Genomic DNA, 22,960 nt, shown 5'->3' with positions numbered 1-22,960 from the left:
GCCGCGCGGCGGGCGCTGAGGCCGGGCGATCACGATTGTGCAAGGTCGCCGAAAGCGACCTGACTTCGACGCATTCCGGGTGTTCTCACTGCGGGGCCGACCGCCATCGGCGATTCCCGGGAGACAAGCCCACCTTGACGACGTCCCTCCTTTCACGCCGGCGCTTGCTCGCGCTGGCCGCCGGCAGCCTCGCCGCACCGCTCGTGGCCAGGGCCGCCGACGACAGGCTCGACTGCATCGTCGTCGGAGCCGGAGCGGCCGGCCTCGCGGCCGCGCGGGCTCTCGCGTCGCTGGGCCGTCGTTTCGTCGTCGTCGAGGCCAGCGGACGGGTGGGAGGCAGGGCCTTCACCGACACGGTCGCCGGCCAGCCGTTCGACGCGGGGGCCGCCTACGTGCATTTCGCCGACCGCAATCCCTGGTTCGGCATCGCGTCGCAGTTCGGCTTCCGGCTCAGCGACGATCGCGGCACCGGGTTCCAGCTCTACGACAATGGCGTGCGGGTTCCAGACACCGCGAGGCGCAACGCCCGGTCCGGCTTCGGCCGCCTGATCCAGGCGCTGGACAGCCTGACACCCGAGACACCGGACGTCTCGATGGCGGATTTCGCGGGATCGCTGGGTGGCGACCTGATCGAGCCCGCAAGGCGCATCGCGCGGATGTCGCTCGGCGAGGAGCCGGGGCAGGTCTCCGTGCGCGACTACGCGCGGCTTTGGAGCGGCGACGACTACCTCGTGCCCGACGGGCTGGGGCGACTGGTCGAACGGTTCGGCCAGGAGATCCCCGTCCAGCGCGACACGGTCGTCCGGCGCATCGACTGGAGCGACGGCGTCACGGTGGAGACGTCGCGCGGGACGCTGCGGGCGCGCGCAGCGATCGTCACCGTGTCGGTGGGCGTCCTGGCGGCCGGTGGCATCGTGTTCTCGCCGAGCCTGCCCGCGACCACGCAGGACGCCATCGGCGGGCTGCGCATGGGCGCGCTCACCAAGGTCGCCTTCGCGCTCGACGGCAACAGGCGGGACTGGCCCGAGGCCGGCGATCTCATCGACACTCGGCGGGGCGGCATCGACTTCGAGCTCTGGCCGTTCGATCGGCCGCTGGTCGTCGCGACGCTGGGCGGCGACGAGGCGCGGCAGCTCGTCGGCATGGGCGAGGCGGCCGCGCTGGCGGAAACCAAGGATCTCCTCGTGTCGCTGGTGGGCCCGAAGGCCCGCGGCGCCATCGGGGCGGGCCGCATGGCGGGCTGGAGTGCCGATCCCTGGACGCTCGGCTCCTACTCCGTGTGCCTGCCCGGACAGGCCGGTGCCCGTGAGCGGCTCGCCGAGCCGGTCGGCGACCGCCTGTTCTTCGCCGGCGAGGCGACGGGCGGTGCGGGCGAGGCCGTGGGCGCCGCGATGACCGTCGGAGGCGCGAGCCTCGCCGGCGTCGCCGCCGTCGAGAAGCTGCAGGCGCTGCTGCGCTGATGCCTGCGCCTGCGGGCCTCACGCCCGCATCAGACGCTCTTGGATCTCACGCTCGCGCTTCATGGTGTAGCGATCCTCGCCGGGTCGGGCGAGCCGGCCGCCCTCGCCGATCCGGGCGAGCCCCGCCGCAGCCGATCCCGCGCGCGCCATGTCGGCGGCGAGATCCACCAGAGCATCCTCGGCCCGGCGCACGAAACCGCCGATCTGACCCGCCGAACGCGCCATCTGCTCGAAGGCCTCGGCGATCTGGGTGTCGCTCGCCTCGATCGTCCGCATGATCCCGGCGATGCCGGCATCCGCGCCGCTCATCCGGCCGGTGTCGTTGCCGTGCCGGCCGCGGTCGATCGTGTCGGCTGCCGCGATCACCTCCTCGAAGACGGAGATCAGTCCGCGGGTGTCGTCCACGATCTGCTCGGCATAGGTCCGCAGGTCCTGGGAGATCACCGCCAGGCCACGGCCGTCCGTGCCGATGCGGAACGACTTGATGGCCGCGTTGAGGCCCACGGTGGTGATCGAGCGGCTGATGCCCTGCAGCGCGCCCAGGCCGGTCCGGAACGTCTGGAGGGTGCCGGTCAGGGAGGCCATCACCCCGTCGACGGAGGACCGGGCCCCCTCGCATTCGTGGATCAGCGTGGCGGCGACGGACAGGCGCTGGCGCAGCTGTTCGCGCAGGTCCTGCTCGGCGTTCGTGCCATGGCCGCGGCGGCCGGCCAGGGTTCCGCCCAGGTCGATGACGCCGTCGGTCTCGTGCGCGAGGCCGGCGAGCCCGGACGTGATCTGGCCCGTCGCCTGCGAGAACTCGTCGATCGCGTCGGTGAGCTGCGCGGCCTGCAGGAGGCAGGCACCCTTGAGCTCCTCTTCCGGCCCGTCGGCGGAGAGGGCTTCGGCCAGGGCCGTGTCGACATGCTCGAGGCGCTGGCGCGTGCTGTCGCCGGCCTGCAGCGACATGATGCAGTCGCCGACCATGCCGGCGATGCGCTGCGAGCGCTCCGCGAGCTGGCGCGACACCTGGACCGCCTCGCCCTGGCGCTCCTCGATCGCGTGGAAGGCCGACTGCAGCGCGGCGACGCCCGCCGAAATCTGGTCGCGCCGCGTGGTGTCGAAGACGGCCTGGGCCTCGCGCGCGGAGGTGAGCAGGCGCGACAGCACGTTGAAGTCGCGGACGAAGACGTTGATGCCTTCGCGGGCCTCGTCGGCAAGTGTCAGGATCTCGGCCGCGAACTCGGTGAAGTTGAGCTGGTTCGAGCTCAGATAGGCGGTTTCGACACGGGCGCTGCGGGCCAGGATGGCGATGGTGCGGATGCTGGTGACCAGCCGCTCCAGCGGCGCGCGCAGCGCTTCCAGCCGCTCGGCGATGTCGGCGAGCGCCTGGCGCTCGCGGGGGAGCGCCTCGACGACCGCCGTGAGATCGTCCGCGAGCTGCTGGAGCGCCCGGCCGGCCTGGCGCATGTCGCCATCCGCCAGCGTCCTCGGGATCGCGTCGATCGCCGCGACGGCGCCGTCGATCACGGTGAGGGCATTGCCGAGCGCTTCGCCGGCGACCAGGAACGTGTCCTCGATGCGCGACGCCGCCCGGCGAACGTCGCCGCGCGCCGCTTCGATCCCGCCGGCCAGCGGTCCGGTGGGGACGGCGGCGTGATCCTGCATCGTGTGTGCTCCGGAGTGGGACAGGGACATGGCCGGGCTCCGTTCAGGATGCAATGCTGGCGGAGGCGTGGCTGCGGTGGCGCAGGATCTCGGCCGCGATGGCGTGGAGCGGCAGCACGCGCATGGCCGCGCCGCGCTGGATCGCCTCCTTCGGCATGCCGAAGACCACGCTGGTCTCCTCGTCCTGGGCGATCGTGTAGGCGCCGGCCTTGCGCATCTCGAGCAGCCCGCGGGCGCCGTCGTCCCCCATCCCCGTCATGAGGATGCCGACCGCGTTGCCGCCGGCGTACTGCGCGGCCGAGCGGAACAGGACGTCCACCGAGGGGCGGTGCCGCGACACCAGCGGGCCGTCCTTGACGGTGACGTGGTAGCGCGCGCCGCTGCGCGTGAGCAGGGTGTGCCGGTTCCCCGGGGCGATCAGGACGCGGCCGGGATAGACGGCGTCGCCGTCCTCGGCCTCCTTGACGTCGACCTTGCACAGGCCGTCGAGCCGCTTGGCGAAGGCCGCGGTGAAGCGCTCGGGCATGTGCTGGACGATGACGATCGCCGGGCTGTCGAAGGGCAGCGCCTCCAGCACCTCGCGCAGCGACTCGGTTCCGCCCGTGGACGCCCCGACGCAGATCACCTTCTCGGTGGTCTGCGACATGGCCCTGGTGGCCATCGGCGCCGGCATCATGACGTCGGCGGTGAGCTTCTTCTCCACCTGGCGCATCGGCGGCCGGGCGGTGCGCAGGCGGGCCACGGCGGCGGCCCGCACCGCGTCGCAGATGCGCGTGCGCGACTCCTGCAGGAACTGCTTGGTGTCGATGCGCGGCTTGGGCAGGACGTCGACGGCCCCCGCCTCGAGCGCCTCCAGCAGGGTCTGCGAGCCCTCCTCCGTCAGCGTCGAGCAGATGATCACCGGGATCGGCTTCTGCGCCATGATCTTGCGCAGGAAGGTCAGGCCGTCCATGCGCGGCATCTCGATGTCGAGGATGATGACGTCGGGCATCTCGTCCTGGATGCGCTTCACCGCCACGAACGGATCGGAGGCGGTCGCCATCACCCGGATGTCGGGCGCGTCGGACAGGACCGACTCCAGGGTCTGGCGCACGGCGGCCGAGTCGTCGACGATGAGGACGCGAATCGGAGCTTTGCCGGTCATGCTGCGCGAGCCCTCGCTTTGTCTGTCTGGTACACGGTCGGCATGATCTGCCTCACGCCGCCGTTGTCGTGGCAGGCCATGGATTCGGAATGGCCGATGAGCAGCCATCCGCCCGGCCGCAGGTGCGAGATCAGCCGATCGAGCACCTGGCGCTGGGTCTGACGGTCGAAATAGATCAGGACGTTGCGGCAGAAGATCACGTCCATGTCGCGATCCACCGGGTACTGCGCGTCCATCAGGTTGACGCGCCCGAACCCGACCATCCGGCGCAGCTCCGGGACGATGCGGACGTCGCCGGCGGCGGGGTCGCGCGCGCTCATCACGTAGCGGCGCCGCAGGGCCTGCGGGATCGCGTTCGCCATGTCGGCGGGGTAGATCGCGCGCCGCGCCTGGGCCAGGACCTGGGTCGAGATGTCCGTCCCCATGACCTGGAAACGGAACGGCGTGCGCGACGCCATGTCGTCCAGCACCATCGCGATGGTGTAGGGCTCGGCCCCGGTGGAGCACGCGGCGCTCCAGACCTTCAGCTGACCGCCCCGCGGCTGGCTGGCGAGGGCCTGCGGGACGATGGTGTCGCGCAGCACGTCGAAGTGCGCGGGCTCCCGGAAGAAGTCGGTCTTGTTGGTCGTCACGCAGTCGATGAGGTGCACGAGCTCCTCGCCCGACAGCGTGCCCTCGATGACCTGCTCGCCATAGGAGGCGAGGTCGGGAAGGTCGAGGGCGCGGACCCGGCGGCGCAGCCGGGCCTCCACCATCACGCGCTTCATCGGAGGCAGGCGAATTCCGACCTTGCCCTGGATCAGGTCGACGAGGCGGCGGAACTGCGCCTCGCTCAGAGCGTCACGAGTCGTCGCCATCACGCTGCCTGCTGCGAACCCGATGCGGGAACGGCGACCGACGTGCCCGACAGGAGGCGGGCGAGGTCGAGCACCATCACGAGCCGTCCCTGGCGCCGGCCGACACCGGCCAGGCACAAGGTCGGGCCCACGCCGATGGCCGTGGGCGGCGGCTCGAGCCGGGCCTCGTCCAGTTCGGCGACCTCGTACACGCGCTCGGCCATGAGGCCGACGCCCGTGTCGAGCCCGGAGGATCCGGCATTGAGCAGGATGATCCGCGTGGCGTGGCTCTCGGGGGCGGGGGCGAGCCCGAGGCGGACCCTCAGGTCGACCACGGGGTAGCCCTGGCCGCGGACGTCGATCATCCCCAGCATCGCCGCCGGCGCGTTCGGCAACCGCGCGATGCGGCTCATCTGCAGGATTTCCTGGACGCTCTCCACCGGGACGGCGAGGAGGTCGTCGTCGACGGCGAGGGTGACGTATTGGGCAGACGTTGCCATGGCGCGCTTTCCGCTGTTGGCGTCAGGACCGCTTGAACTCGGCGTCTTCGGCATCCTCAGACGCGCCGAGATCGTAGGTGAAGCCGCCATTGGCCACGGCCCGGGCCCGCTTGGGCTCGCGGCGCGGAGCCGGCTTGGCGGCTTCGGGCGCCTTGCGGCGACCCTTGCCCGACACGGGGGCCTGGAGGCCCGAGGTCTCGATGCGGTCGCGCAGGGCGTGCACCGGTGTGCTGGCGACGGGCATGGACGCCTGCACGGTGCCCTGCCCTTCGTCGACGCGGAAGAACGCGATGGTCTGCGTCAGCTGGTCCGCCTGGGCCGAGAGCTCCTCCGACGTGGCCGAGACTTCCTCGGAGGCGGCGGCGTTCTGCTGGGTGACCTTGTCGAGCTGCTGCAGGGCCTGGTTGATCTGGCCCGCGCCGATGTCCTGCTCGCGGCAGGCCGCGGTGATCTCGCCCACGAGATCGGCGGTGCGGCGAATGTCCGGCACCAGCTTGGCCAGCATGGAGCCGGCCTCGCGCGCCGCCTTCACCGTGTCGGACGACAGGGTACCGATCTCGGCGGCGGCCGCCTGGCTGCGCTCGGCGAGCTTGCGCACCTCCGAGGCGACCACGGCGAAGCCCTTGCCGTGCTCGCCGGCACGGGCCGCCTCGACCGCCGCGTTGAGCGCGAGGAGGTCCGTCTGGCGGGCGATCTCCTGCACGATGGTGATCTTCTCGGCGATCGTCTGCACGGCCTGAACGGCGGTGCCGACGGCCACGCCGCTGGCCTCGGCATCCTTGGCCGACTGGTGGGCGATCTTCTCGGTCTGGCTGGCGTTGTCGGCGTTCTGCTTCACGTTGGCCGCCATCTCTTCCATGGAGGCGGAGGCCTCCTCGGTCGACGAGGCCTGCTCGGTGGCGCCCTGCGACAGCTGCTCGGCGCTGGAGGCCAGCTCCTGGCTGCCGCCCGACACGTTGCGGACCGCGCTGATCACGTCGGAGACGACGGCGCGCAGGCGGTCGACCATCTGCTCGAGGGCGATGCCGAGCGAATCCACCTCGGACTTGGGCTTGGGCTGCACGGTCAGGTCGCCGGAAGCGATCCGCCCGGCGATCTCCGCCGTCTCCTGCAGGCCGTCGCACATGGTGTTCATGGCGCCCGCCAGGTCGGCGAACTCGTCGTCGTTGTGCGTGGTCATGCGCTGGGACAGGTCACCCTTGGCGATGGCACGGGCCAGATCGACCGACTGGCCGATGCCGCGGTTGACGAGCATGGACAGCCACAGCGCCATACCCAGGCTGACCAGCAGCATGACGCCGAGCGCCGTGCCCATGACGACCTGCGCGAAGTGGAACTGGGACGCGCCATCCTGCTCGGTCTGCGTCATGACCTTGTCCATGAGCGCCATGTAGCGCTCGATGGCCGTGCTGAGCTCGGCGACGATGGCGCGGCCTTCGCCGTTGGACAGTTCGAGGGCCTTGACCGTGCCGCCTTCGCCCGCGATCGCGAGAGCCCGGTCGGCCACCGCCGTCCAGGCATCCAGGGCCTTGAGCACGGGGGCGATCTCGGCGCTGGCGTCGGTGCGCTGGGCGGTCGCGACGAGCGACTCGCGCGCCTGGCGCAGGCGGCCGAGCTCATCGGCCGTGTTCTTGACGCGCTCGTCGAGCTGGGCGGACGAACTCGCGCCGGCCAGCGACTGCAGGTCGATCATGGCCTCCTGGGCTCCGTCCAGCAGGGCGGTCGTGGCGTCCAGGGTGGGGGCCTTGGCGCCGGTCAGCGAGGCGGACGCGCCCGTGCTGGCGTGGCTCAGGGCCTCGAGGGCCGACTTGCCCTCCGCCGAGACGATCGCCTCGGCCCGGCGGCCGGAGTTCGCCTTGGCGAGCTGGTAGATGCGGTCCTGCAGGTCGGCGTGCTTGCGATACGTCACCTTGAAGTCGCTGACGATCTTCTTGCCTTCCTCGGTCGTCGCGAGGTCTGCGAGCGTCTCGCGGTACTTCTCGACGTGAGCGCGCTTCTCCTGGATCGTCGCGTAGGACTTCTCCATCTCGGCCTCGGTGGCGGAGAGCAGGAGGTTCTTTTCGGCCCGCAGGTCCTCCAGCATGTCGGCGCGCAGGTCACCTGCCACCTCCATGCGCTTGGCCACGCTGCGCACGGCGAAATCGAGGCTGTCGTTGATCCCCGACATCTTGAAATAGCCGACCCCGAGGCCGGCGGCGGACAGGCCGATGATGGTGGCGAACGCGAGCCCCATCTTGGCGCGGATCGTGAAACGCATGGGTCAACTCCGGGAGTCGGTCAAAGCGGTGCGTGGGTGGGATGAGGCCGCGGGGGAAAACGGGTCTCAGTTCAATCCGAGGAGGGCAGGCAGGTTGGGCAGGATCACGAAGTCGTCCTTCCACAGGGCGACGCCGCGGATCAGTTCGGGAGGCCAGGCCATGCCGATGCGCGGCACCGTGCTGGCCGGGGGGCAGTCGAGATCGCAAACCTCGTGGACCTTGTCGGCCACCACGGTCACCAGGATCGGCTCGGGCTCGTCGCCCGCCTCGACCTCGATCACGACGAAGCGGGTGTCCGGTCCGTGCTCGGTGGCGGGCATGCCGAGCCGGACGCGCAGGTCCGCGAGCGGGACGATCTCGCCGCGGACGTTGATGACGCCCGACACGAAGGACCGAGCGCCGGGCACGGTCGTGACGGGCGCGGGATCCATGATCTCGCGCACGATGGCGGCGTCGATCGCCAGGTACTCGCCGCCGAGGCCGAGCATCAGGACGCGCTCCGTCGCGGCTCCGGCAATGGCGTTCACAGGCGCGCTCATCAGGCAGCCTCCTTGTCCCGCCGCGGGCGGGCGATGTCGCCGCGCACCAGGCGCGCCGCGTCGATGATGAGGGCGGGCAGGCCGTCGCCGAGGATCGTGACCCCCGAGAAGCTCTGGACGTCCCGGTGCATCCGCGAGAGCGACTTGATGACCGCGTGGTGGTTGCCGATGATCTGGTCGACCACGAACCCGACGCGGCTGTCGCCGTTCGACACGATGACGACCTTCGGGTGCGGTTCGCGCGCCGGGTCCGTCCCGAACAGCTCGCGCAGCCTGACGAAGGGCACCAGCTCGCCGCGGATGTTGAGGAAGCTGCGGCTCGACGAACGCTGCTCGTCCGCCTCGCTCAGCTCGACGCATTCCTCCACCGTCGACAGCGGGATGATGTAGCGGCTGTCGGCGACGCGCACGAGCAGGCCCTCGATGATCGCCAGCGTCAGGGGCAGGCGCAGCGTGAAGCTGGCGCCGTTGCCCGGACGGTTGGTGACGTCGATCTTGCCGCGCAGGCCCTCGATGGTCTGCTTCACCACGTCCATGCCGACGCCCCGCCCGGACAGGGCCGAAACCTCGCGGGCGGTGGAGAAGCCCGGGTGGAACATGAGCTGGAGGATTTCCGACTCGCTCGGCGTCGCGCCGGCGGGCACCAGCCCCTGCTCTTCGCCCTTGGCGCGGACGCGGGCCAGGTCGACGCCGCGGCCGTCGTCGGAGATGGTCACGTGGACCTCCGCGCCGACGTGGCGGGCGTCGAGGCGGATCGTGCCGGCCTCCGACTTTCCCTTCTCGAGACGCTGGCCCGGCATCTCGATGCCGTGGTCGATGGCGTTTCGGATGAGGTGGACGAGCGGATCGGCGAGCCGTTCGATCACGGTCTTGTCGAGTTCGGTCTCCTCGCCGGACGTGACGAGCTGCACCGGCTTTCCGAGGTCGCGGGACAGGTCGTGCACGAGCCGCCGGAAGCGCCCGAAGAGGGATCCGATGGGCACCATCCGCATGCCCATGGCGCTGTCGCGCAGGCCGGCGGCGAGGCGCTCGATCTCCTCCGCGATGGCCTGGATCTGCGGGTCGCGGCGCAGGGTGCTGAGCTGGGTCAGCCGGGCCTGGGCGATGACGAGTTCGCCGACCCGGTCCATGAGGCGGTCGAGACGCTCGGCCTGGACGCGGACCGTCGCATTGGCGCGTTCGTCGCCGCGGGACGACGCTTCCGTCTTGGCCGCGGGCTTGGCGGGCTGTGCCGCGACGGGGGATCGGTCCGCGGGACCGGGAGCCGCCGGAGCGGGCGCCGTCTGGGCCGGAGCCGCGGTGGGGACCTGCGGAGCAGGGGTCGTTTCGACCGGGAGCGGCGCGGGGAGGGCTGCCAGCTCCTCGATCTCGAGGTCCATCTCGTCGCGGACGAAGAGGAAGACGTCCTCGATGGCGGCGGGTGTCACGGCTCCGGCGAGGTCGACCGTCCAGCCGACATGGCACTGCGTGGGGTCGAGGTCGGCGAGGTCCGGGATGCGGTCGAGGTCGGCCCGCACGGTGCAATCGCCGAGGCTCCTCAGCTCGTCCAGCAGGGCCAGCGGGTTCGTCCCGTTGACGATGACGTCCGGTGCAAAGCGGATCTTCACGGTGAAGCGGCGCTGCGCCGGTGCGCTGGGCTCGGCTGGCGCCGAGGCGGACGCGCTGTCGGCCACGCCGCCGTCGCCGGTCAACTCGTGCAGGTCGGCCAGGATCGCCTCGCCGAAGACCGGATCGGTGGACGCGGGGTCCTCGATCAGCGCGCGAATGTGGTCCTTGGCCGAGAGCGCGACGGAGATCAGGCGCTCGCCCGCTTCCGCGCCGGTCTTGCGCAGGCGATCGAAGGCGGTCTCGAAGTCATGGGTGAAGGCCGCCACCTCGGTGAACCCGAACATGGCGCCCGAGCCCTTGATCGTGTGCATGGCGCGGAAGGCGCTGTCGATCAGCTCGCGGTCGGACGAGTTGGAACCGAGGTCGAGCAGGGCCTGCTCGAACTGGTCGAGCAGCTCGGCCGCCTCCTGGCGGAATGTCGCTGCGGGGTCGATGCCTGACATGGCTGCGATCGTCCTCAGCCCAGGAACTTCTGGACGACGGCGAGCAGCTGGTCCTTCTGGAAGGGCTTGGTCATCCAGCCCGTCGCACCGGCCGCCTTGGCCTCCTGCTTGATGGCCGGATCGGACTCGGTCGTCAGGAAGACGATCGGCACGCCCTTGAAGGAGGAGAGGGCGCGCAGCTCCCGGATCAGCGCCAGGCCGTTCATGCCCGGCATGTTGAGGTCGGTGACCACCATGTCGAAGCGCTTGGCGCTGGCCTTGGCCAGTCCCTCGCTGCCGCTGCCGGCCTCGGTGACGTCGTAGCCGGCCTGGCTCAGGACGAGCCGGACCATCTGGCGAATGCTGGGCGAGTCGTCGACGGTGAGAACGCTTTTCATGATCGATCCTGCGCGCTGGGTTCAGGTTGACGGAGCCGCGGCGTCGAACGGCGCCGTGATGCCGGCCCGCGCGAATGCTTTGGCGAGGGGCGTTCCGTCGAGGTCTGCGGAGACGATGGTGCCGCCCGCCTTCTGCGCCGCGCGCTGCGCGGCCACGAGCGTCTGGAGGCAGGTCAGGTCTGCGGTTTCGAGCTCGGATGCGTCCAGGACGAGGGGCAATCCCTCCCCCAAGCTGTCCCAAACCCGCACCTTGAGATCGTCAGCGTTGTAAACGGTCTCTTTGCTTTGTAATCGCAGATTTGACATTTGACGACTTCGCACACCCAAAGATGTTCTGGTCCATGTCTTCTCCAATACACGGCTTAATTTTATATTCTTTGAATCTCCACGAATCCGAGCAAAGGGGCCCCGCACTTCGCAATTTGGACTGCATTTGCGGAACGGCTGCCTTGTGATGGCGTCGGATCTCGGCTGTTTTCGCGGTCCGGTTGTCGTCTTCCGCGAACCCCGTCGAGGGGAAGACCCGGTCCGCCGGCGGTCAGCTCCGGGGACGAGGAGCATCCGACGACCGCCACCGCGTTTCGTCGCGGCCGGACCGCGGAACGGCGTGCATTCGTGTCGATTTGTCGTGATTGTTTGACGGTTCGTGAACCAGCGTCGTCGGTTCGGCTGGCGTATCAAGGACTTGGCGCCCATGGTCCGCGAGTAATGTAATGTCGAGCTTTACATGGATCGCCGCCGAGAACCACGTAGCTCTGCGCGTGAAGAAGCCGTCGTCCGGGACAAGTCCGGACGAACCATTCGTGCGCTCGTGATCGATTCAAGTTCACGCGGTGCGAGAATCCTGGTCGGGGAGAGCGAAACACTCCCCGACGTCTTCGACCTCGTCTTGTCCAAGGGCGCGCGTACCATGCGGTGCGGCGTGGTCTGGCACATCGGGGGGGTCTACGGACTGGCCGCGATCGGCGCGGCGGGTGGCGAGGGGGTGTTCGACCTCGGCCCCGGACGGCCGGCGCCGGTCTCGGCGAGCGGCCTGCTCAAGGCGCGCTACAAGGGCTGACGTCACAGGCTTTCAGGGGATCGCACCCGCCAGGTGCAGGGCGATCCCGCAGGCGGTGCACCCGGCCAGTGTCGTGACCATGCCGAGGCGAAAGCGGAAGGTGGCGATCGCCGCGCCCGCGGCCAGCGCCAGGGCCCAGGGATCGACGCTCGACGGTACCGGCACTTCGAACCGGAGCGGGCCGGCCGTGAGCACGGCCACCTTGCGGAAGAGGACGTGCACCGCGAACCAGACGGCCAGGTTGACGATGACGCCGACCACGGCCGCCGTGATCGCCGACAGGGCCCCGGCCAGCGCGCGGTTTCCCCTGAGGACCTCGATGAACGGCGCGCCCGCGAAGATCCACAGGAAGCAGGGCGCGAAGGTCACCCAGGTGGCGAGCAGACCCCCGAGCGTGCCGGCCACGAGCGGAGGCAGGGCGCCGGGATCGCGGAAGGCCGCGAGAAACCCCACGAACTGCAGCACCATGATGAGCGGGCCCGGCGTCGTCTCGGCCATGCCCAGCCCATCCAGCATCTCGCCCGGGCGCAGCCAGCCCAGGGTTCCCACAGCCTCCTGGGCGACATAGGCCAGGGCGGCGTAGGCGCCGCCGAAGGTCACCATGGCCATCTTCGAGAAGAACACCGCGATCTGGCCGAAGGTCGATCCGGCCCCCAACGCCAGAACCACGGCGGCGACGGGAGCGAGCCAGAGGAGGGCCGAGATCGCGGCGGCGCGGCGGGCCGACGAGGCCATCGCCGGCGACGGCCGACCCTCGCCCGCGTCGTCGAGGACGTAGCGGACGGCCGTGCCCGACGGTCGCGACGACGACCCGTGCCCGCCGCCCGGCGAGAAGGCGGGCAGCCCCTGCCGCGCCCCGAGATAACCGACCGCCGCGGCTCCGAGCACGATGAGGGGGAAGGGAACGCCGAAGGCGAAGATCGCGACGAAGGCGGCCGCAGCGATCGCCAGCATGACGCGGTTGCGCAGGGCCCTCGCGCCCACCCGCTGTACCGCCTGCAGGACGATAGCAAGGACCGCGGCCTTCAACCCGAAGAACAGGGCCGCGACGAGGCCCACCGCCCCGAGGCTCGCATAGATCCAGCTGAGACCCATGATGGCGAGGAGTCCGGGCAGGATGAACAGCCCGCCGGCCAGCAGGCCGCCGCGCGGTCCGTGCAGGAGCCAGCCGACATAGGTCGCCAGCTGCTGGGCCTCGGGGCCGGGAAGCAGCATGCAATAGTTGAGAGCGTGCAGGAAACGGCTCTCCGAGATCCAGCGCTTCTCGTCGACCAGCACCCGGTGCATGACCGCGATCTGGCCGGCAGGGCCCCCGAAGGACAGGGCCGCGATGCGGGCCCAGACCGGCAGGGCGTCGCGCAGGGTGGGCCGCTTGGGCGGCAGCATGGCGTTCGGGTCGACGGCCGTCGTGGGGTGACCCATCGTCAGGCCGGCTTGCGGGCGACGAGGTCGATCACCGCGGACGCGCCTTCGTGCCCCGCCCCCTCGTGCAACACGGTGTCGTGCGCGACGAGGTGGTCGATGATCATCCCGGCGAAGTCGCGCCGCAGCTGGTCCTCCGTGTAGAGGTATTCGGGCGTGCGCGGGCCACCCGTTCCGTTGGCGATCTGCTCCGGCCGATAGCCCTGCAGCAGGAGGAGCCCGCCGGGCTTCAGGGCCGACATCATCCCGGCGAAGATGCGCTCGCGCAGGGGCGGCCCGACGAACTGGATGAAGATGGCGACCACCACGTCGAAGGCCGCGTGCGGCCAAGTCCACGTCGTCAGGTCGGCCTCGACGAAGCCCAGGGCGACGCCGCGTGCGGCGGCGAGCCGGCGCGCCTTGGCGATGGCGACGGGCGATCCCTCCACGGCCGTCACCTGCAGGCCCCGGGAGGCGAGCCAGACGCCGTTGCGCCCCTCGCCGTCTGCCACCGACAGCACCGAACGGCCGGCCAGCAGGCGATCGACCTGCGAGCGGAGAAAGGCGTTGGGCTCGGTGCCGAACACGTACTCGTCGCTGGAGAAGCGCGTGTTCCATCGTTCGATGTCGGACATCGGTCGTCTCCGGCGCAGGCGTGGGACCATGCCGATGATGGCATGCGCCCCGGTGGCGGTCATCCCGCGCCCGGGCGACGCATCGGCAGGCCGTCGCGTGCCCATGCCGCGATGCCGCCGGCCATGTGGCCGATCACGTCGGCGGTGGAGCCGGCGCACAGGCCGAGGGCCCGGCCCGAGCGTGCGCCCGACAGGCAGTGGAGCACGATGGGCCGGCCGGCCGGAAGCCGCGCCGGATCGAACCGGGACAGGGGCAGGTTGACCGCTCCGGCGATGTGGCCGGCCCGGAACTCCTCCGGCTCGCGGACGTCGACCAGCGTCACGGTACCGGCTTCGAGCTTTGCCGCCACGTCCGCCGGGGTCAGATCCGTCCCGGCCCGGCGTCGCTTCATCCATCCGAACATGGTGCGTCCCCTGTCAGGGCCCGACCGGAAGGAGCCCGCCATGCGAAATGATACGAATGTACTTTCGATAGTTCGCATATAATATGTCTGATTGTGCCGCAAGGCCGTCGCTCGACGGGCGTTCGGCACGCAAGGGCGGGCGCCTGGCCCGCCGTCACGTCGCATGCCGGAGCCCCCGTCCGGCGGAAACCATTCGGAGTCCGCCATGCTTCGCCTCGCCACCATTCTGTGGTCGCTCATCGGAACAACCCTGGCCGGCACGTTCGTGCTCGGTGTCCTCGCCATTCCCGCGCTGTCCGACCAGGGCATGCGGCTGATCCCCTGGGCCGTCGCGGCCGGCTTCGCGATCGCCGTTCCGGTCGCCGTGGCCATCGCCCGGGGCCTTGTCGGCGGCCCCCACCGCATCGCATGACCTGCGTGTCCGACATCGCCATGCCCGGCACGCGCGGCGTCGCGCGCCGGGTTGGCCGTGGCCAGCCGGCCGTCCGAGGGCTCGTCTCCTGACGCCGACCAAAGGCGGACGGCATCGCCGCTTGTAAATGCGTATCTTCGAACATACGATATAGACAGATCGCCGACAGACCGGAACGGCCCCCGGCGGCATCACTGGAGGAAATAACGTGGCTCACATCGTCGTCCTGGGTGCCGGGCTGGGTGGCACCATCCTCGCCTACGAGTTGAAGGACGTGCTGCGGCCGGGAGACCGGCTCACAGTCGTCAACAAGGGCAACACCTACAGCTTCGTGCCGTCGAACCCCTGGGTGGCCGTCGGCTGGCGGGAACGGGACGAAATCGAGGTGGACCTCGCGCCGGTGATGAGCCGCAAGGGGATCGCCTTCCGCCCCGAGGGCGCGCGCCAGGTCGTCCCGTCCGAGAACCGGGTCGTCCTGACCGACGGGACCAGCCTCGACTACGACTATCTCGTCATCGCCACAGGCCCGGAGCTCGCGTTCGACGAGATCGAGGGACTCGGGCCGCAGGGCCACACCCAGTCCGTCTGCCATGTCGACCATGCCGTCGGAGCGCGGGCGGCGTTCGAGGCGCTGGCGAAGTCGGGCGGGCCCGTCGTCGTGGGCGCCGTCCAGGGCGCCTCGTGCTTCGGCCCGGCCTATGAGTTCGCGTTCATCCTCGAGACCGCGCTGCGCCGGCGCAAGGTGCGCGACCGCGTGCCGATGACCTTCGTGACCCCCGAGCCCTATATCGGCCACCTCGGCCTGGACGGGGTCGGGGACACCAAGTCGCTGCTGGAAAGCGCGCTGCGCGACAAGCACATCAAGTGGATCACTAACGCCAAGGTCACCAAGGTCGAGGCCGACGTGATGCACGTGGAGGAGGTCAACGACGACGGGTCCGTCAAGCAGGCCCATGCGCTGCCCTTCGCCTACTCGATGCTCCTGCCGGCCTTCCGCGGGATCTCCGCCGTGCGCGGCGTGGAGGGTCTCACCAACCCCCGGGGCTTCATCCTCGCCGACAAGCACCAGCGCAATCCCACCTTCCCGAACGTGTTCTCCGTCGGGGTGTGCGTCGCGATCCCGCCCGTCGGCAAGACGCCGCTGCCCGTCGGCACGCCGAAGACGGGCTTCATGATCGAATCCATGGTCACGGCCACGGCGCAGAACATCGGCGCACTCCTGCGCGGCGAGGAAGCCCGGGCGGTGGGCACCTGGAACGCGGTGTGCCTGGCCGATTTCGGAGACGGGGGCATCGCCTTCGTCGCCCAGCCGCAGATCCCGCCCCGCAACGTCAACTGGTCGTCTTCGGGCAAGTGGGTGCACGCGGCCAAGATCGGCTTCGAGCGGTACTTCCTGCGCAAGATCCGCCAGGGCAAGAGCGAGACCTTCTACGAGAAGCTCGCGCTCGACATGCTCGGCATCAGCAAGCTCAAGGACATCCACGAGGAGGCGGTCTGACCGCCGCCCCGATCCCCTGAAGGAGATTCCACCATGACGATCGATCGTGCCGTTCTCGCATTCGCCGGGGCGATGGTCCTGCTCTCGGCCGCCCTCGTCTACTTCGTCTCGCCCTGGTTCCTGCTGTTCACCTGCTTCATCGGCCTGAACCTGATCCAGTCCTCGTTCACCGGGTTCTGCCCGGCGGCGCTGGTGTTCAAGGGATTGGGCTGCAGGGTGGGCGAGGCGTTCCGCTGAGGCTCACCCGGCAGGGCAGAAGGTCGCCTGCAGCGCGACGATGATGCCCAGGACGCGAGGGTCGGCCAGCGAGTACCAGATCGTCTGGCCGTCCCGCCGCGTCGCGACGAGGCCGTCCTTGCGCAGCAGCGCCAGGTGTTGCGACGCGACGCTCTGGCGCACCCCGAGCATGTCCGCCAACTCCCGGACCGAGGCTTCCCGGCCCGCGATCGTGCACAGGATCCGCAGCCGGACGGGGCTCGCCAGCGATTTCAGGAACGCGCTGGCCTCGTCGGCCGCCGCGGCGAGGGTCCGGGCCGGAATTCGGTCGGCGACTGCGGCCATGGGCGTATCCGGGTTTGCCATGACTTGTTTATTGCGCACCTTCGAATATACATCAAGGCCAACGTGGCGATGCCGGCTTCCCCGGCTGCCACGACATGCGGAGCACATCATGCGCATCACGTCCCTGGCGGCGGCCCTGCCCCTGGCGCTGGCCTGCCTTCTCGGTCCCTCCGGGCTGGCGGCGCGGGCCGGCGAGACCTTGCTGGCGCCGCGACCCGTCGTCGATCGGAAGGCGGTGTTCGGCCGCATCGAGAGCCGGGACACCGTCCCGGCGCGCGCGCGCATCGGCGGGACGCTGCTGTCGCGCACGGTGGAGGAGGGCAGCGCCGTCTCCGCCGGCGAGGTGATCGCGGTCGTCGGTGACGAAAAGCTCGGCCTCCAGCTCCAGGCCGTGGACGCGCGCCTGAAGGCGCTCGTCGCGCAGCTGGACAACGCCAAGACCGACCTCGAGCGCGCCCAGTCCCTCCTGTCGCGCGGCGCCGTCACCCAGAGCCGTCTCGACCAGCTGCGCACGGCGGTCGACGTGCTGGCCAACCAGATCGAGGCGACGAAGGCCGAGCGGGCCGTCGTCGTCCAGCAGACGGCCGAGGGCCAGGTGCTCGCCCCGAAGTCCGGGCGCGTCCTGTCGGTCCCCGCGGTGCCGGGCAGCGTCGTCCTCCCCGGCGAGCCGATCGCGCGGATCGCCGCCGGAGGCTACTTCCTGCGCATCGCCCTGCCGGAGCGCCACGCCGCCAGGATCAAGGTCGGCAACGCCGTCCAGGTGGGCGCGCGTGGCATGTCCCCGGCGACCGCGTCCGCCGCCCCGAGCCGCGAGGGGCGCATCGTCAAGGTCTATCCCGAGCTCGACGGAGGGCGCGTCGTCGCGGACGTCGAGGTCGAGGGATTGGGTGACTTCTTCGTCGGCGAGCGCGTCGCGGTGTGGGTCGCGGTCGCCGAGCGCCAGGCGCTCGCCGTGCCGTCGGCCGCGGTCGTCACGCGCAACGGCATCGACCTCGTCCGCGTCGTGTCCGGCACGGGCGCGGCGCAGGACGTCGCCGTCGTGCTCGGCGCGCCGCTGGAGGGGTCGCCCGGGGACGTCGAGGTTCTCAGCGGCCTTCGGGCCGGCGACCGCGTGGTGACGCCATGAGCATCCAGTCCGGCGCCCCGCAGCCGCGCCTCGGCCTCGCCGGGGTCCTGACGCGCGCCTTCATCCGCTCGCCCCTCACGCCGCTGGTGCTGCTCGCGGCGCTGGCCGTGGGCCTCATCGCGCTCGTCACGCTGCCGCGGGAGGAGGAGCCGCAGATCTCGGTGCCGATGGTCGACGTGATGGTGCGCGCCGACGGCCTCAAGGCCGAGGACGCGGTCAAGCTCGTCACGGAGCCGCTGGAGACCGTCGTCAAGAGCATCAACGGGGTCGAGCACGTCTACTCGCAGACGAAGGACGACGCCGTCATGGTGACGGCGCGCTTCCTCGTCGGCACCTCCTCGGACGCCGCCATCCTGCGGGTGCACGAGAAGATCCGTGCCAACATGGACCGGATTCCGGCCGGCATTCCGGAGCCGTTGATCGTCGGGCGCGGCATCGACGACGTGGCCATCGTGGTCCTCACCCTGACACCGAAGCCGGCCGCGGCGGAGCGCTGGGATGCCGCCGCCCTGACCCGCGTCGCCCGTGAGCTGCGCGTGGCGCTGGCGCGCCTGGACGACGTCGGGCTCACCTACATCGTCGGCGAGCAGGGCGAGGAAATCCGCGTCGAGCCGGACCCGGAGGCCCTGGCCAGGACGGGCGTGACGCTGCAGCAGCTCACGGCCAAGATCGAGGGCGCCAACCGCTCCTTCCAGGCGGGCCAGGTGCGCGACGGCGGCCGCCAGGTGCCGCTGATGGCCGGCCAGACGCTGCAGGGCTTCGCCGAGATCGGCAATCTCCTGCTGACCACGCGCGACGGCCGGCCGGTCTATGTGCGGGACGTGGCCCGGATCGCCCTCGACACCTCGCCGTCGGAATCGCGCGTGTCCAACCTGTCGCGGCTCGCCGACGGCACGCTGGCGGCCGCTCCGGCGGTGTCGGTGGCCATCGCCAAGCGCGCCGGCGCCAACGCCGTCCTCCTCTCCGAGCACATCGTCGAGAGCCTCCGGCACCTCGAGGGCAGCCTGGTACCGGCCGACGTGGACGTCGCGGTGACGCGCAACTACGGCGAGACGGCCAACGACAAGGCGAACGAGCTCCTCTTCCACCTCGGGCTCGCCACGCTCTCCATCGTCGTCCTGGTGGCCGTGTCCATCGGGTGGCGTGAGGCGATCGTCGTCGCCGTCGTCATCCCCACGACGATCCTGCTGACGCTCTTCGCGGCCCGCATCATGGGCTACACGCTCAACCGCGTGAGCCTGTTCGCGCTCATCTTCTCCATCGGCATTCTCGTCGACGACGCGATCGTGGTGATCGAGAACATCGCGCGGCACTGGGCCATGCGCGACGGCCGCAGCCGGGTCGAGACCGCGATCGAGGCCGTGGGCGAGGTCGGAAACCCGACCATCGTGGCGACGCTGACGGTGGTCGCGGCACTCCTGCCCATGCTGTTCGTGTCGGGGATGATGGGTCCCTACATGGGGCCGATCCCGGTCAACGCCTCGGCAGCGATGATCTTCTCCTTCTTCGTGGCCGTGATCCTGACGCCGTGGCTGATGGTGAAGGTCGGCGGCCACGGCGGGTCGCGCGGGGCGGGCGATGCCCACGGCCATGCCGCGGTGGGTCTGCTGGGCCGCCTGTACCTCGCGGTCGCCCGGCCCCTGCTCGCGTCCAAGGCGCGGGCCTGGCTGTTCCTGCTGGTCGTGGGCGTGGCGACCCTGGGCTCGCTCGGCCTGCTCTACACCAAGGACGTGACGGTCAAGCTGCTGCCCTTCGACAACAAGGCGGAGCTGCAGGTGCTGGTCGACCTGCCCGAGGGATCCTCGGTCGAGGACACGGACCGGACGCTGCGCGCCGTCGCCGACCGCCTCGTCGCCATCCCCGAGATCCTCTCCTTCCAGACCTATGCCGGTACGGCCGCGCCGTTCAACTTCAACGGCCTCGTGCGCCACTACGCCTTGCGCACGGCACCCGAGCTCGGCGACGTGCAGGTCAATCTCACCCCCAAGGACGCCCGCCAGCGGACGAGCCACGAGATCGCGCTGGAGATCCGCCGGCGCGTCGCCGACATCGCCGGGCCGGCCGGCACCGCGATCAAGGTGGTGGAGCCCCCGCCGGGTCCGCCGGTGCTGGCCACGCTGCTCGCCGAGATCTACGGGCCCGACCCGCAGACCCGTCGCGACGTCGCGGCCAAGGTGAAGGAGGCCTTCGCCGCCGTGCCCTTCATCGTCGACATCGACGACAGCTGGGGGCAGCCGATGCCCCGCGTGCGCCTGCAGGTGGCGCAGGACGAGCTCGAGTACCACGGGGTCGAGCAGCGCGACGTGCACGACACGATCCGGGCGCTGCAGGGACCGGCGCCGATCGGCTATTCCCATCGTGGCGGAGGCCGCCAGCCGGTCCCCATCCGCATCGGGCTCGGCAAGGACCGGCGCGTGGTGGACGAGCGCATGCTGTCGACGCCGGTGCCGGCCAATGCGCTGCCGGGCAACCGCGGCGTGATCGAGCTGGGCGACGTCGTCACGGTCTCGCGCGAACCCTCGTCATGGCCGATCTTCCGCCACAACGGGCGGGCCGCGGAGATGATCACGGCCGAGCTGGCCGGCGCCTACGAGGCGCCCGTCTACGGCATGCTCGCGGTGAACGACGCCCTCGACCGGATCGACTGGAAGGGGCTGCCGAGACCGGTGGTGGCGCTGCACGGCCAGCCGCTCGACGAGGGGCGCCCGACGCTCCTGTGGGACGGCGAATGGGAGGTCACCTGGGTCACCTTCCGCGACATGGGCGGTGCCTTCATCGTGGCGCTCCTGGGGATCTACATCCTGGTCGTCGCCCAGTTCGGGTCGTTCAAGCTGCCTTTGGTGATCCTGACGCCGATCCCGCTGACCTTCATCGGGATCATGCTCGGACACCGGCTGTTCCACGCGCCGTTCACGGCGACGTCGATGATCGGCTTCATTGCGCTCGCCGGGATCATCGTGCGCAACTCGATCCTGCTGGTCGATTTCATCCGCCATGCGGACATGACCGGGCGCACGCTGAAGGACGTCGTGCTGGAGGCGGGCGCCATCCGCTTCAAGCCCATCCTGCTCACGGCGCTCGCGGCCATGATCGGCGCGGCGGTGATCCTCGCGGACCCGATCTTCCAGGGCCTCGCCATCTCGCTCCTGTTCGGGCTGGCGTCGTCGACGCTGCTGACCGTGCTCGTGATCCCGGCGATCTACGTGGTGCTGCGCGGCCACTGAGAGCCGGCGAGGCCCAGCTCCTCCTGCCGCTGGGCGTCGGAGACCTCGGAGGCCAGCGCGAACACGTCGCGCGCCCGCACGCAGCCGACGATGCGCCCCGTGCGCTTGGGATCGAAGACCGCCAGCGTGGTGCGGTCGTCGGCGCTGAGAAGCGCCGTGATCTCGGAGAGCGTCGTCGTGGGCACGATCGCCGGGTTCGTCGCGTGGACGAGGTCGGCGGCCACCAGCGGCAGCTCGTCCTCCGCGGCCGCCGCCACCTCCACCAAGGCGGGGTCGACGACGCCCAGGAACCGGCCCTTCTCGTCCTCCACCACCGTGCCGCGGGTCCCGGCCCGGCTGAGGGCCGGGATGACCGACCGCAACGGGGCGGATGGCCCCACGACCTGCCCCGGCGCGCGGATGAGGCTCTCGATGGTCGTGCTCGACAGGCGCGAGATGTCCTGGCCGCCGTCGATGGCGAGCCCGCGCTGCTGGAACCGCCAGGTGGCGAAGGAGTAGCCGAACAGGCGATCGGTCAGGAACGAGGCGGTGACGGCGCCCATCGCAATGAGGACCGCGGCGTCGAAGTCGCCCGTGGTCTCGAGCACCAGGAACACCATCGCCAGCGGGCTGCCGATGATACTGGCGCCCAGCGCCGCCATGCCGACGATGGCGCACAGGTTGGGCTCGACCGTGACCCCCGGGATGGCGGAGAGAGCCCAGGACATGACCTGCCCGAGCAGCGCGCCGATCATCAGGGAGGCGCTGAACAGGCCGCCGCGGAAGCCGGTGCCCAGGGACGCCGCCGAGGCGAGCGACTTGGCGCCCAGCAGCCCGAGGGCCTGGCGACCGACGATGTCGCCGTGGGCGGCCCGCTCGATGGCGGCGTGCCCGCTGCCCAGCACGGCCGGATAGCGCAGCGCCAGCAGCGTCAGCAGCCCGGCGACCACGACCCGCGCCGCGGCGTCGCCGCCCGGCATGGGCTTGGTCCAGCGCTCGACCGCCGTGACGAGCAGCATGATGGCGATGCCCAGGCACGCGGCGACGAGGCCGATGAGAATGGCGATCGGATAGTCGATCCAGCCGGCGCGGACGGGGCTGTCGAGCTGGAACGGTTTGTCCTGGCCGCTCAGGAGCCACATGGTGAGGACGGCGGCGAGCGCGGCCGCGCCCACCGGCGCCAGCGTGCGCTTGGCATAGGTGCCGATGACGAGCTCGAAGGCATAGAGCACGCCGGCGATCGGCGCCCGGTAGGCGGCGGCGATGGCGGCCGCGGCCCCGGCGCCGACGAGGATCCGCAGGTCCGAGCGCGGACGCTTGAGGAGCCGGCCGAGGCGGCTCGCCAGCACGGCGCCGATCTGGGTGACCGCGGCCTCGATCCCCACCGAGGCCCCGAAGCACACGGAGAGCAGGATGGGCAGCACCACCGCGATCGCGTCGAACCACTGCATCGTGCCGCCGCGCAGGGCGTTCGCCTCCACCGCGTCGATCGGCGGCGGACCGTCCTTGCGGCTGAAAAGCGGCGCGAGCAGCGCGAGGAGCAGGCCGCTCGCCGCCAGCGCCAGGAAGATGCGCAGGTAGGACGCGTGGTCGGGCAGCACGACGCGCCGTTCGGCGGCGAAGCCCAGAATGGCGCGCTGCATGAGCACGACGAGGTTCTGCACCCCGAAGACGAGGCAGCCGATGACGGCGCCGAGCGCCAGCGACAGGAAAATCAGGCGGAAGGAGCCGCTTGGCCGGCGCAGGGCACCCGTGGGGACGGGATGGGGCGGCGGGGCTGGAGCCAAGGCGACCACTCTGCGGCATCTGCGGGATCTGCGCGGCCGAGGCTACACGAAGCCATGGGCC

At 70.7% G+C, this 22,960-nt stretch carries 21 protein-coding genes; 7 read left to right on the top strand and 14 right to left on the bottom strand.

Annotated elements, in window-relative coordinates; genetic code table 11:
- Positions 1 to 134: 134 nt before the first annotated feature.
- Positions 135 to 1,460, top strand: a complete 1,326-nt coding sequence (locus tag Q0Q47_RS13460; protein ID WP_293860329.1) for an NAD(P)/FAD-dependent oxidoreductase — start codon at positions 135 to 137, stop codon at positions 1,458 to 1,460.
- 18 nt (positions 1,461 to 1,478) lie between these two features.
- Here Q0Q47_RS13460 and Q0Q47_RS13455 read toward each other — a convergent pair whose 3' ends face one another.
- From Q0Q47_RS13455 to Q0Q47_RS13415, 9 genes are all read right to left on the bottom strand, one after another.
- Positions 1,479 to 3,137, bottom strand: a complete 1,659-nt coding sequence (locus Q0Q47_RS13455) for a methyl-accepting chemotaxis protein (protein WP_293860326.1) — start codon at positions 3,135 to 3,137, stop codon at positions 1,479 to 1,481.
- A gap of 13 nt (positions 3,138 to 3,150) precedes the next feature.
- Positions 3,151 to 4,251, bottom strand: a complete 1,101-nt coding sequence (locus tag Q0Q47_RS13450; protein WP_293860323.1) for a chemotaxis response regulator protein-glutamate methylesterase — start codon at positions 4,249 to 4,251, stop codon at positions 3,151 to 3,153.
- Positions 4,248 to 5,108: a CheR family methyltransferase gene (locus tag Q0Q47_RS13445; protein WP_293860320.1), complete on the bottom strand. Its 861-nt coding sequence runs from the start codon at positions 5,106 to 5,108 to the stop codon at positions 4,248 to 4,250. Before Q0Q47_RS13445 ends, Q0Q47_RS13450 begins: the two co-directional genes overlap by 4 nt.
- Positions 5,108 to 5,587, bottom strand: a complete 480-nt coding sequence (locus Q0Q47_RS13440) for a chemotaxis protein CheW (RefSeq protein ID WP_293860317.1) — start codon at positions 5,585 to 5,587, stop codon at positions 5,108 to 5,110. The genes Q0Q47_RS13445 and Q0Q47_RS13440 overlap by 1 nt, the downstream gene beginning before the upstream one ends.
- A 22-nt stretch (positions 5,588 to 5,609) precedes the next feature.
- Positions 5,610 to 7,844, bottom strand: a complete 2,235-nt coding sequence (locus tag Q0Q47_RS13435) for a methyl-accepting chemotaxis protein (protein ID WP_293860314.1) — start codon at positions 7,842 to 7,844, stop codon at positions 5,610 to 5,612.
- A gap of 66 nt (positions 7,845 to 7,910) precedes the next feature.
- On the bottom strand, positions 7,911 to 8,384 hold the full coding sequence (locus tag Q0Q47_RS13430; RefSeq protein ID WP_293860312.1) for a chemotaxis protein CheW: 474 nt from the start codon (positions 8,382 to 8,384) through the stop codon (positions 7,911 to 7,913).
- Positions 8,384 to 10,435, bottom strand: coding sequence for a chemotaxis protein CheA (locus tag Q0Q47_RS13425; protein WP_293860310.1), 2,052 nt, complete (start codon positions 10,433 to 10,435; stop codon positions 8,384 to 8,386). Before Q0Q47_RS13425 ends, Q0Q47_RS13430 begins: the two co-directional genes overlap by 1 nt.
- A 14-nt stretch (positions 10,436 to 10,449) precedes the next feature.
- The gene (locus tag Q0Q47_RS13420; protein ID WP_293860308.1) at positions 10,450 to 10,812 is read right to left on the bottom strand and encodes a response regulator; all 363 of its coding nucleotides are present in this window, start codon (positions 10,810 to 10,812) and stop codon (positions 10,450 to 10,452) included.
- A gap of 21 nt (positions 10,813 to 10,833) precedes the next feature.
- A complete protein-coding gene (locus Q0Q47_RS13415; protein ID WP_293860306.1) occupies positions 10,834 to 11,118 on the bottom strand; it encodes an STAS domain-containing protein in 285 nt (94 codons plus the stop codon).
- 421 nt (positions 11,119 to 11,539) lie between these two features.
- Here Q0Q47_RS13415 and Q0Q47_RS13410 point away from each other — a divergent pair, with 421 nt between their 5' ends.
- Positions 11,540 to 11,872, top strand: coding sequence for a PilZ domain-containing protein (locus Q0Q47_RS13410; protein ID WP_293860304.1), 333 nt, complete (start codon positions 11,540 to 11,542; stop codon positions 11,870 to 11,872).
- A 12-nt stretch (positions 11,873 to 11,884) separates the two neighbouring features.
- Here Q0Q47_RS13410 and chrA read toward each other — a convergent pair whose 3' ends face one another.
- The 3 genes from chrA to Q0Q47_RS13395 are packed head-to-tail and all read right to left on the bottom strand — an operon-like array spanning position 11,885 to position 14,312.
- Positions 11,885 to 13,294: a chromate efflux transporter gene (gene chrA, locus Q0Q47_RS13405; RefSeq protein ID WP_293860302.1), complete on the bottom strand. Its 1,410-nt coding sequence runs from the start codon at positions 13,292 to 13,294 to the stop codon at positions 11,885 to 11,887.
- Between the two features lie 2 nt (positions 13,295 to 13,296).
- A complete protein-coding gene (locus tag Q0Q47_RS13400) occupies positions 13,297 to 13,908 on the bottom strand; it encodes a bifunctional 2-polyprenyl-6-hydroxyphenol methylase/3-demethylubiquinol 3-O-methyltransferase UbiG (RefSeq protein ID WP_293860300.1) in 612 nt (203 codons plus the stop codon).
- Positions 13,909 to 13,967: 59 nt separating this feature from the next.
- On the bottom strand, positions 13,968 to 14,312 hold the full coding sequence (locus Q0Q47_RS13395) for a rhodanese-like domain-containing protein (protein ID WP_293860298.1): 345 nt from the start codon (positions 14,310 to 14,312) through the stop codon (positions 13,968 to 13,970).
- 205 nt (positions 14,313 to 14,517) lie between these two features.
- Here Q0Q47_RS13395 and Q0Q47_RS13390 point away from each other — a divergent pair, with 205 nt between their 5' ends.
- The 3 genes from Q0Q47_RS13390 (at position 14,518) to Q0Q47_RS13380 (ending at position 16,459) form a co-directional block, all read left to right on the top strand.
- Positions 14,518 to 14,724, top strand: coding sequence for a hypothetical protein (locus tag Q0Q47_RS13390; RefSeq protein ID WP_293860296.1), 207 nt, complete (start codon positions 14,518 to 14,520; stop codon positions 14,722 to 14,724).
- Between the two features lie 208 nt (positions 14,725 to 14,932).
- The gene (locus tag Q0Q47_RS13385; RefSeq protein ID WP_293860294.1) at positions 14,933 to 16,222 is read left to right on the top strand and encodes an FAD/NAD(P)-binding oxidoreductase; all 1,290 of its coding nucleotides are present in this window, start codon (positions 14,933 to 14,935) and stop codon (positions 16,220 to 16,222) included.
- Positions 16,223 to 16,255: 33 nt separating this feature from the next.
- The gene (locus Q0Q47_RS13380) at positions 16,256 to 16,459 is read left to right on the top strand and encodes a DUF2892 domain-containing protein (RefSeq protein ID WP_293860292.1); all 204 of its coding nucleotides are present in this window, start codon (positions 16,256 to 16,258) and stop codon (positions 16,457 to 16,459) included.
- 3 nt (positions 16,460 to 16,462) lie between these two features.
- Here Q0Q47_RS13380 and Q0Q47_RS13375 read toward each other — a convergent pair whose 3' ends face one another.
- A complete protein-coding gene (locus tag Q0Q47_RS13375) occupies positions 16,463 to 16,783 on the bottom strand; it encodes a metalloregulator ArsR/SmtB family transcription factor (protein ID WP_293860290.1) in 321 nt (106 codons plus the stop codon).
- A gap of 109 nt (positions 16,784 to 16,892) precedes the next feature.
- Here Q0Q47_RS13375 and Q0Q47_RS13370 point away from each other — a divergent pair, with 109 nt between their 5' ends.
- Together Q0Q47_RS13370 and Q0Q47_RS13365 are read left to right on the top strand one after the other, a co-directional pair.
- Positions 16,893 to 17,909, top strand: a complete 1,017-nt coding sequence (locus tag Q0Q47_RS13370) for an efflux RND transporter periplasmic adaptor subunit (protein ID WP_293860288.1) — start codon at positions 16,893 to 16,895, stop codon at positions 17,907 to 17,909.
- The gene (locus tag Q0Q47_RS13365; protein ID WP_293860286.1) at positions 17,906 to 21,133 is read left to right on the top strand and encodes an efflux RND transporter permease subunit; all 3,228 of its coding nucleotides are present in this window, start codon (positions 17,906 to 17,908) and stop codon (positions 21,131 to 21,133) included. The genes Q0Q47_RS13370 and Q0Q47_RS13365 overlap by 4 nt, the downstream gene beginning before the upstream one ends.
- Here Q0Q47_RS13365 and Q0Q47_RS13360 read toward each other — a convergent pair.
- Positions 21,109 to 22,899, bottom strand: a complete 1,791-nt coding sequence (locus Q0Q47_RS13360) for a chloride channel protein (RefSeq protein WP_293860284.1) — start codon at positions 22,897 to 22,899, stop codon at positions 21,109 to 21,111. The genes Q0Q47_RS13365 and Q0Q47_RS13360 overlap by 25 nt on opposite strands.
- Positions 22,900 to 22,960: the final 61 nt, after the last annotated feature.

This window comes from uncultured Alsobacter sp., assembly GCF_945952055.1.
Taxonomy (GTDB): Bacteria; Pseudomonadota; Alphaproteobacteria; order Rhizobiales; family Beijerinckiaceae; genus Alsobacter.
The sequence above is the reverse complement of the archived record's forward strand: the minus strand, read 5'-3'. Positions and strand labels throughout refer to the sequence as shown.

Bases quoted from the DNA above. Each gene is read 5' to 3' on its own strand.
- Q0Q47_RS13410 (WP_293860304.1), top strand. From the start codon at position 11,540: ATGGATCGCCGCCGAGAACCACGTAGCTCTGCGCGTGAAGAAGCCGTC.
- Q0Q47_RS13440 (WP_293860317.1), bottom strand. From the start codon at position 5,587: ATGGCAACGTCTGCCCAATACGTCACCCTCGCCGTCGACGACGACCTC.
- Q0Q47_RS13420 (WP_293860308.1), bottom strand. From the start codon at position 10,812: ATGAAAAGCGTTCTCACCGTCGACGACTCGCCCAGCATTCGCCAGATG.
- Q0Q47_RS13400 (WP_293860300.1), bottom strand. From the start codon at position 13,908: ATGTCCGACATCGAACGATGGAACACGCGCTTCTCCAGCGACGAGTAC.
- Q0Q47_RS13375 (WP_293860290.1), bottom strand. From the start codon at position 16,783: ATGGCCGCAGTCGCCGACCGAATTCCGGCCCGGACCCTCGCCGCGGCG.
- Q0Q47_RS13425 (WP_293860310.1), bottom strand. From the start codon at position 10,435: ATGTCAGGCATCGACCCCGCAGCGACATTCCGCCAGGAGGCGGCCGAG.
- Q0Q47_RS13370 (WP_293860288.1), top strand. From the start codon at position 16,893: ATGCGCATCACGTCCCTGGCGGCGGCCCTGCCCCTGGCGCTGGCCTGC.
- Q0Q47_RS13450 (WP_293860323.1), bottom strand. From the start codon at position 4,251: ATGACCGGCAAAGCTCCGATTCGCGTCCTCATCGTCGACGACTCGGCC.
- Q0Q47_RS13380 (WP_293860292.1), top strand. From the start codon at position 16,256: ATGACGATCGATCGTGCCGTTCTCGCATTCGCCGGGGCGATGGTCCTG.
- Q0Q47_RS13390 (WP_293860296.1), top strand. From the start codon at position 14,518: ATGCTTCGCCTCGCCACCATTCTGTGGTCGCTCATCGGAACAACCCTG.
- Q0Q47_RS13435 (WP_293860314.1), bottom strand. From the start codon at position 7,844: ATGCGTTTCACGATCCGCGCCAAGATGGGGCTCGCGTTCGCCACCATC.
- chrA (WP_293860302.1), bottom strand. From the start codon at position 13,294: ATGGGTCACCCCACGACGGCCGTCGACCCGAACGCCATGCTGCCGCCC.
- Q0Q47_RS13445 (WP_293860320.1), bottom strand. From the start codon at position 5,108: ATGGCGACGACTCGTGACGCTCTGAGCGAGGCGCAGTTCCGCCGCCTC.
- Q0Q47_RS13415 (WP_293860306.1), bottom strand. From the start codon at position 11,118: ATGTCAAATCTGCGATTACAAAGCAAAGAGACCGTTTACAACGCTGAC.
- Q0Q47_RS13430 (WP_293860312.1), bottom strand. From the start codon at position 8,384: ATGAGCGCGCCTGTGAACGCCATTGCCGGAGCCGCGACGGAGCGCGTC.
- Q0Q47_RS13365 (WP_293860286.1), top strand. From the start codon at position 17,906: ATGAGCATCCAGTCCGGCGCCCCGCAGCCGCGCCTCGGCCTCGCCGGG.
- Q0Q47_RS13395 (WP_293860298.1), bottom strand. From the start codon at position 14,312: ATGTTCGGATGGATGAAGCGACGCCGGGCCGGGACGGATCTGACCCCG.
- Q0Q47_RS13455 (WP_293860326.1), bottom strand. From the start codon at position 3,137: ATGTCCCTGTCCCACTCCGGAGCACACACGATGCAGGATCACGCCGCC.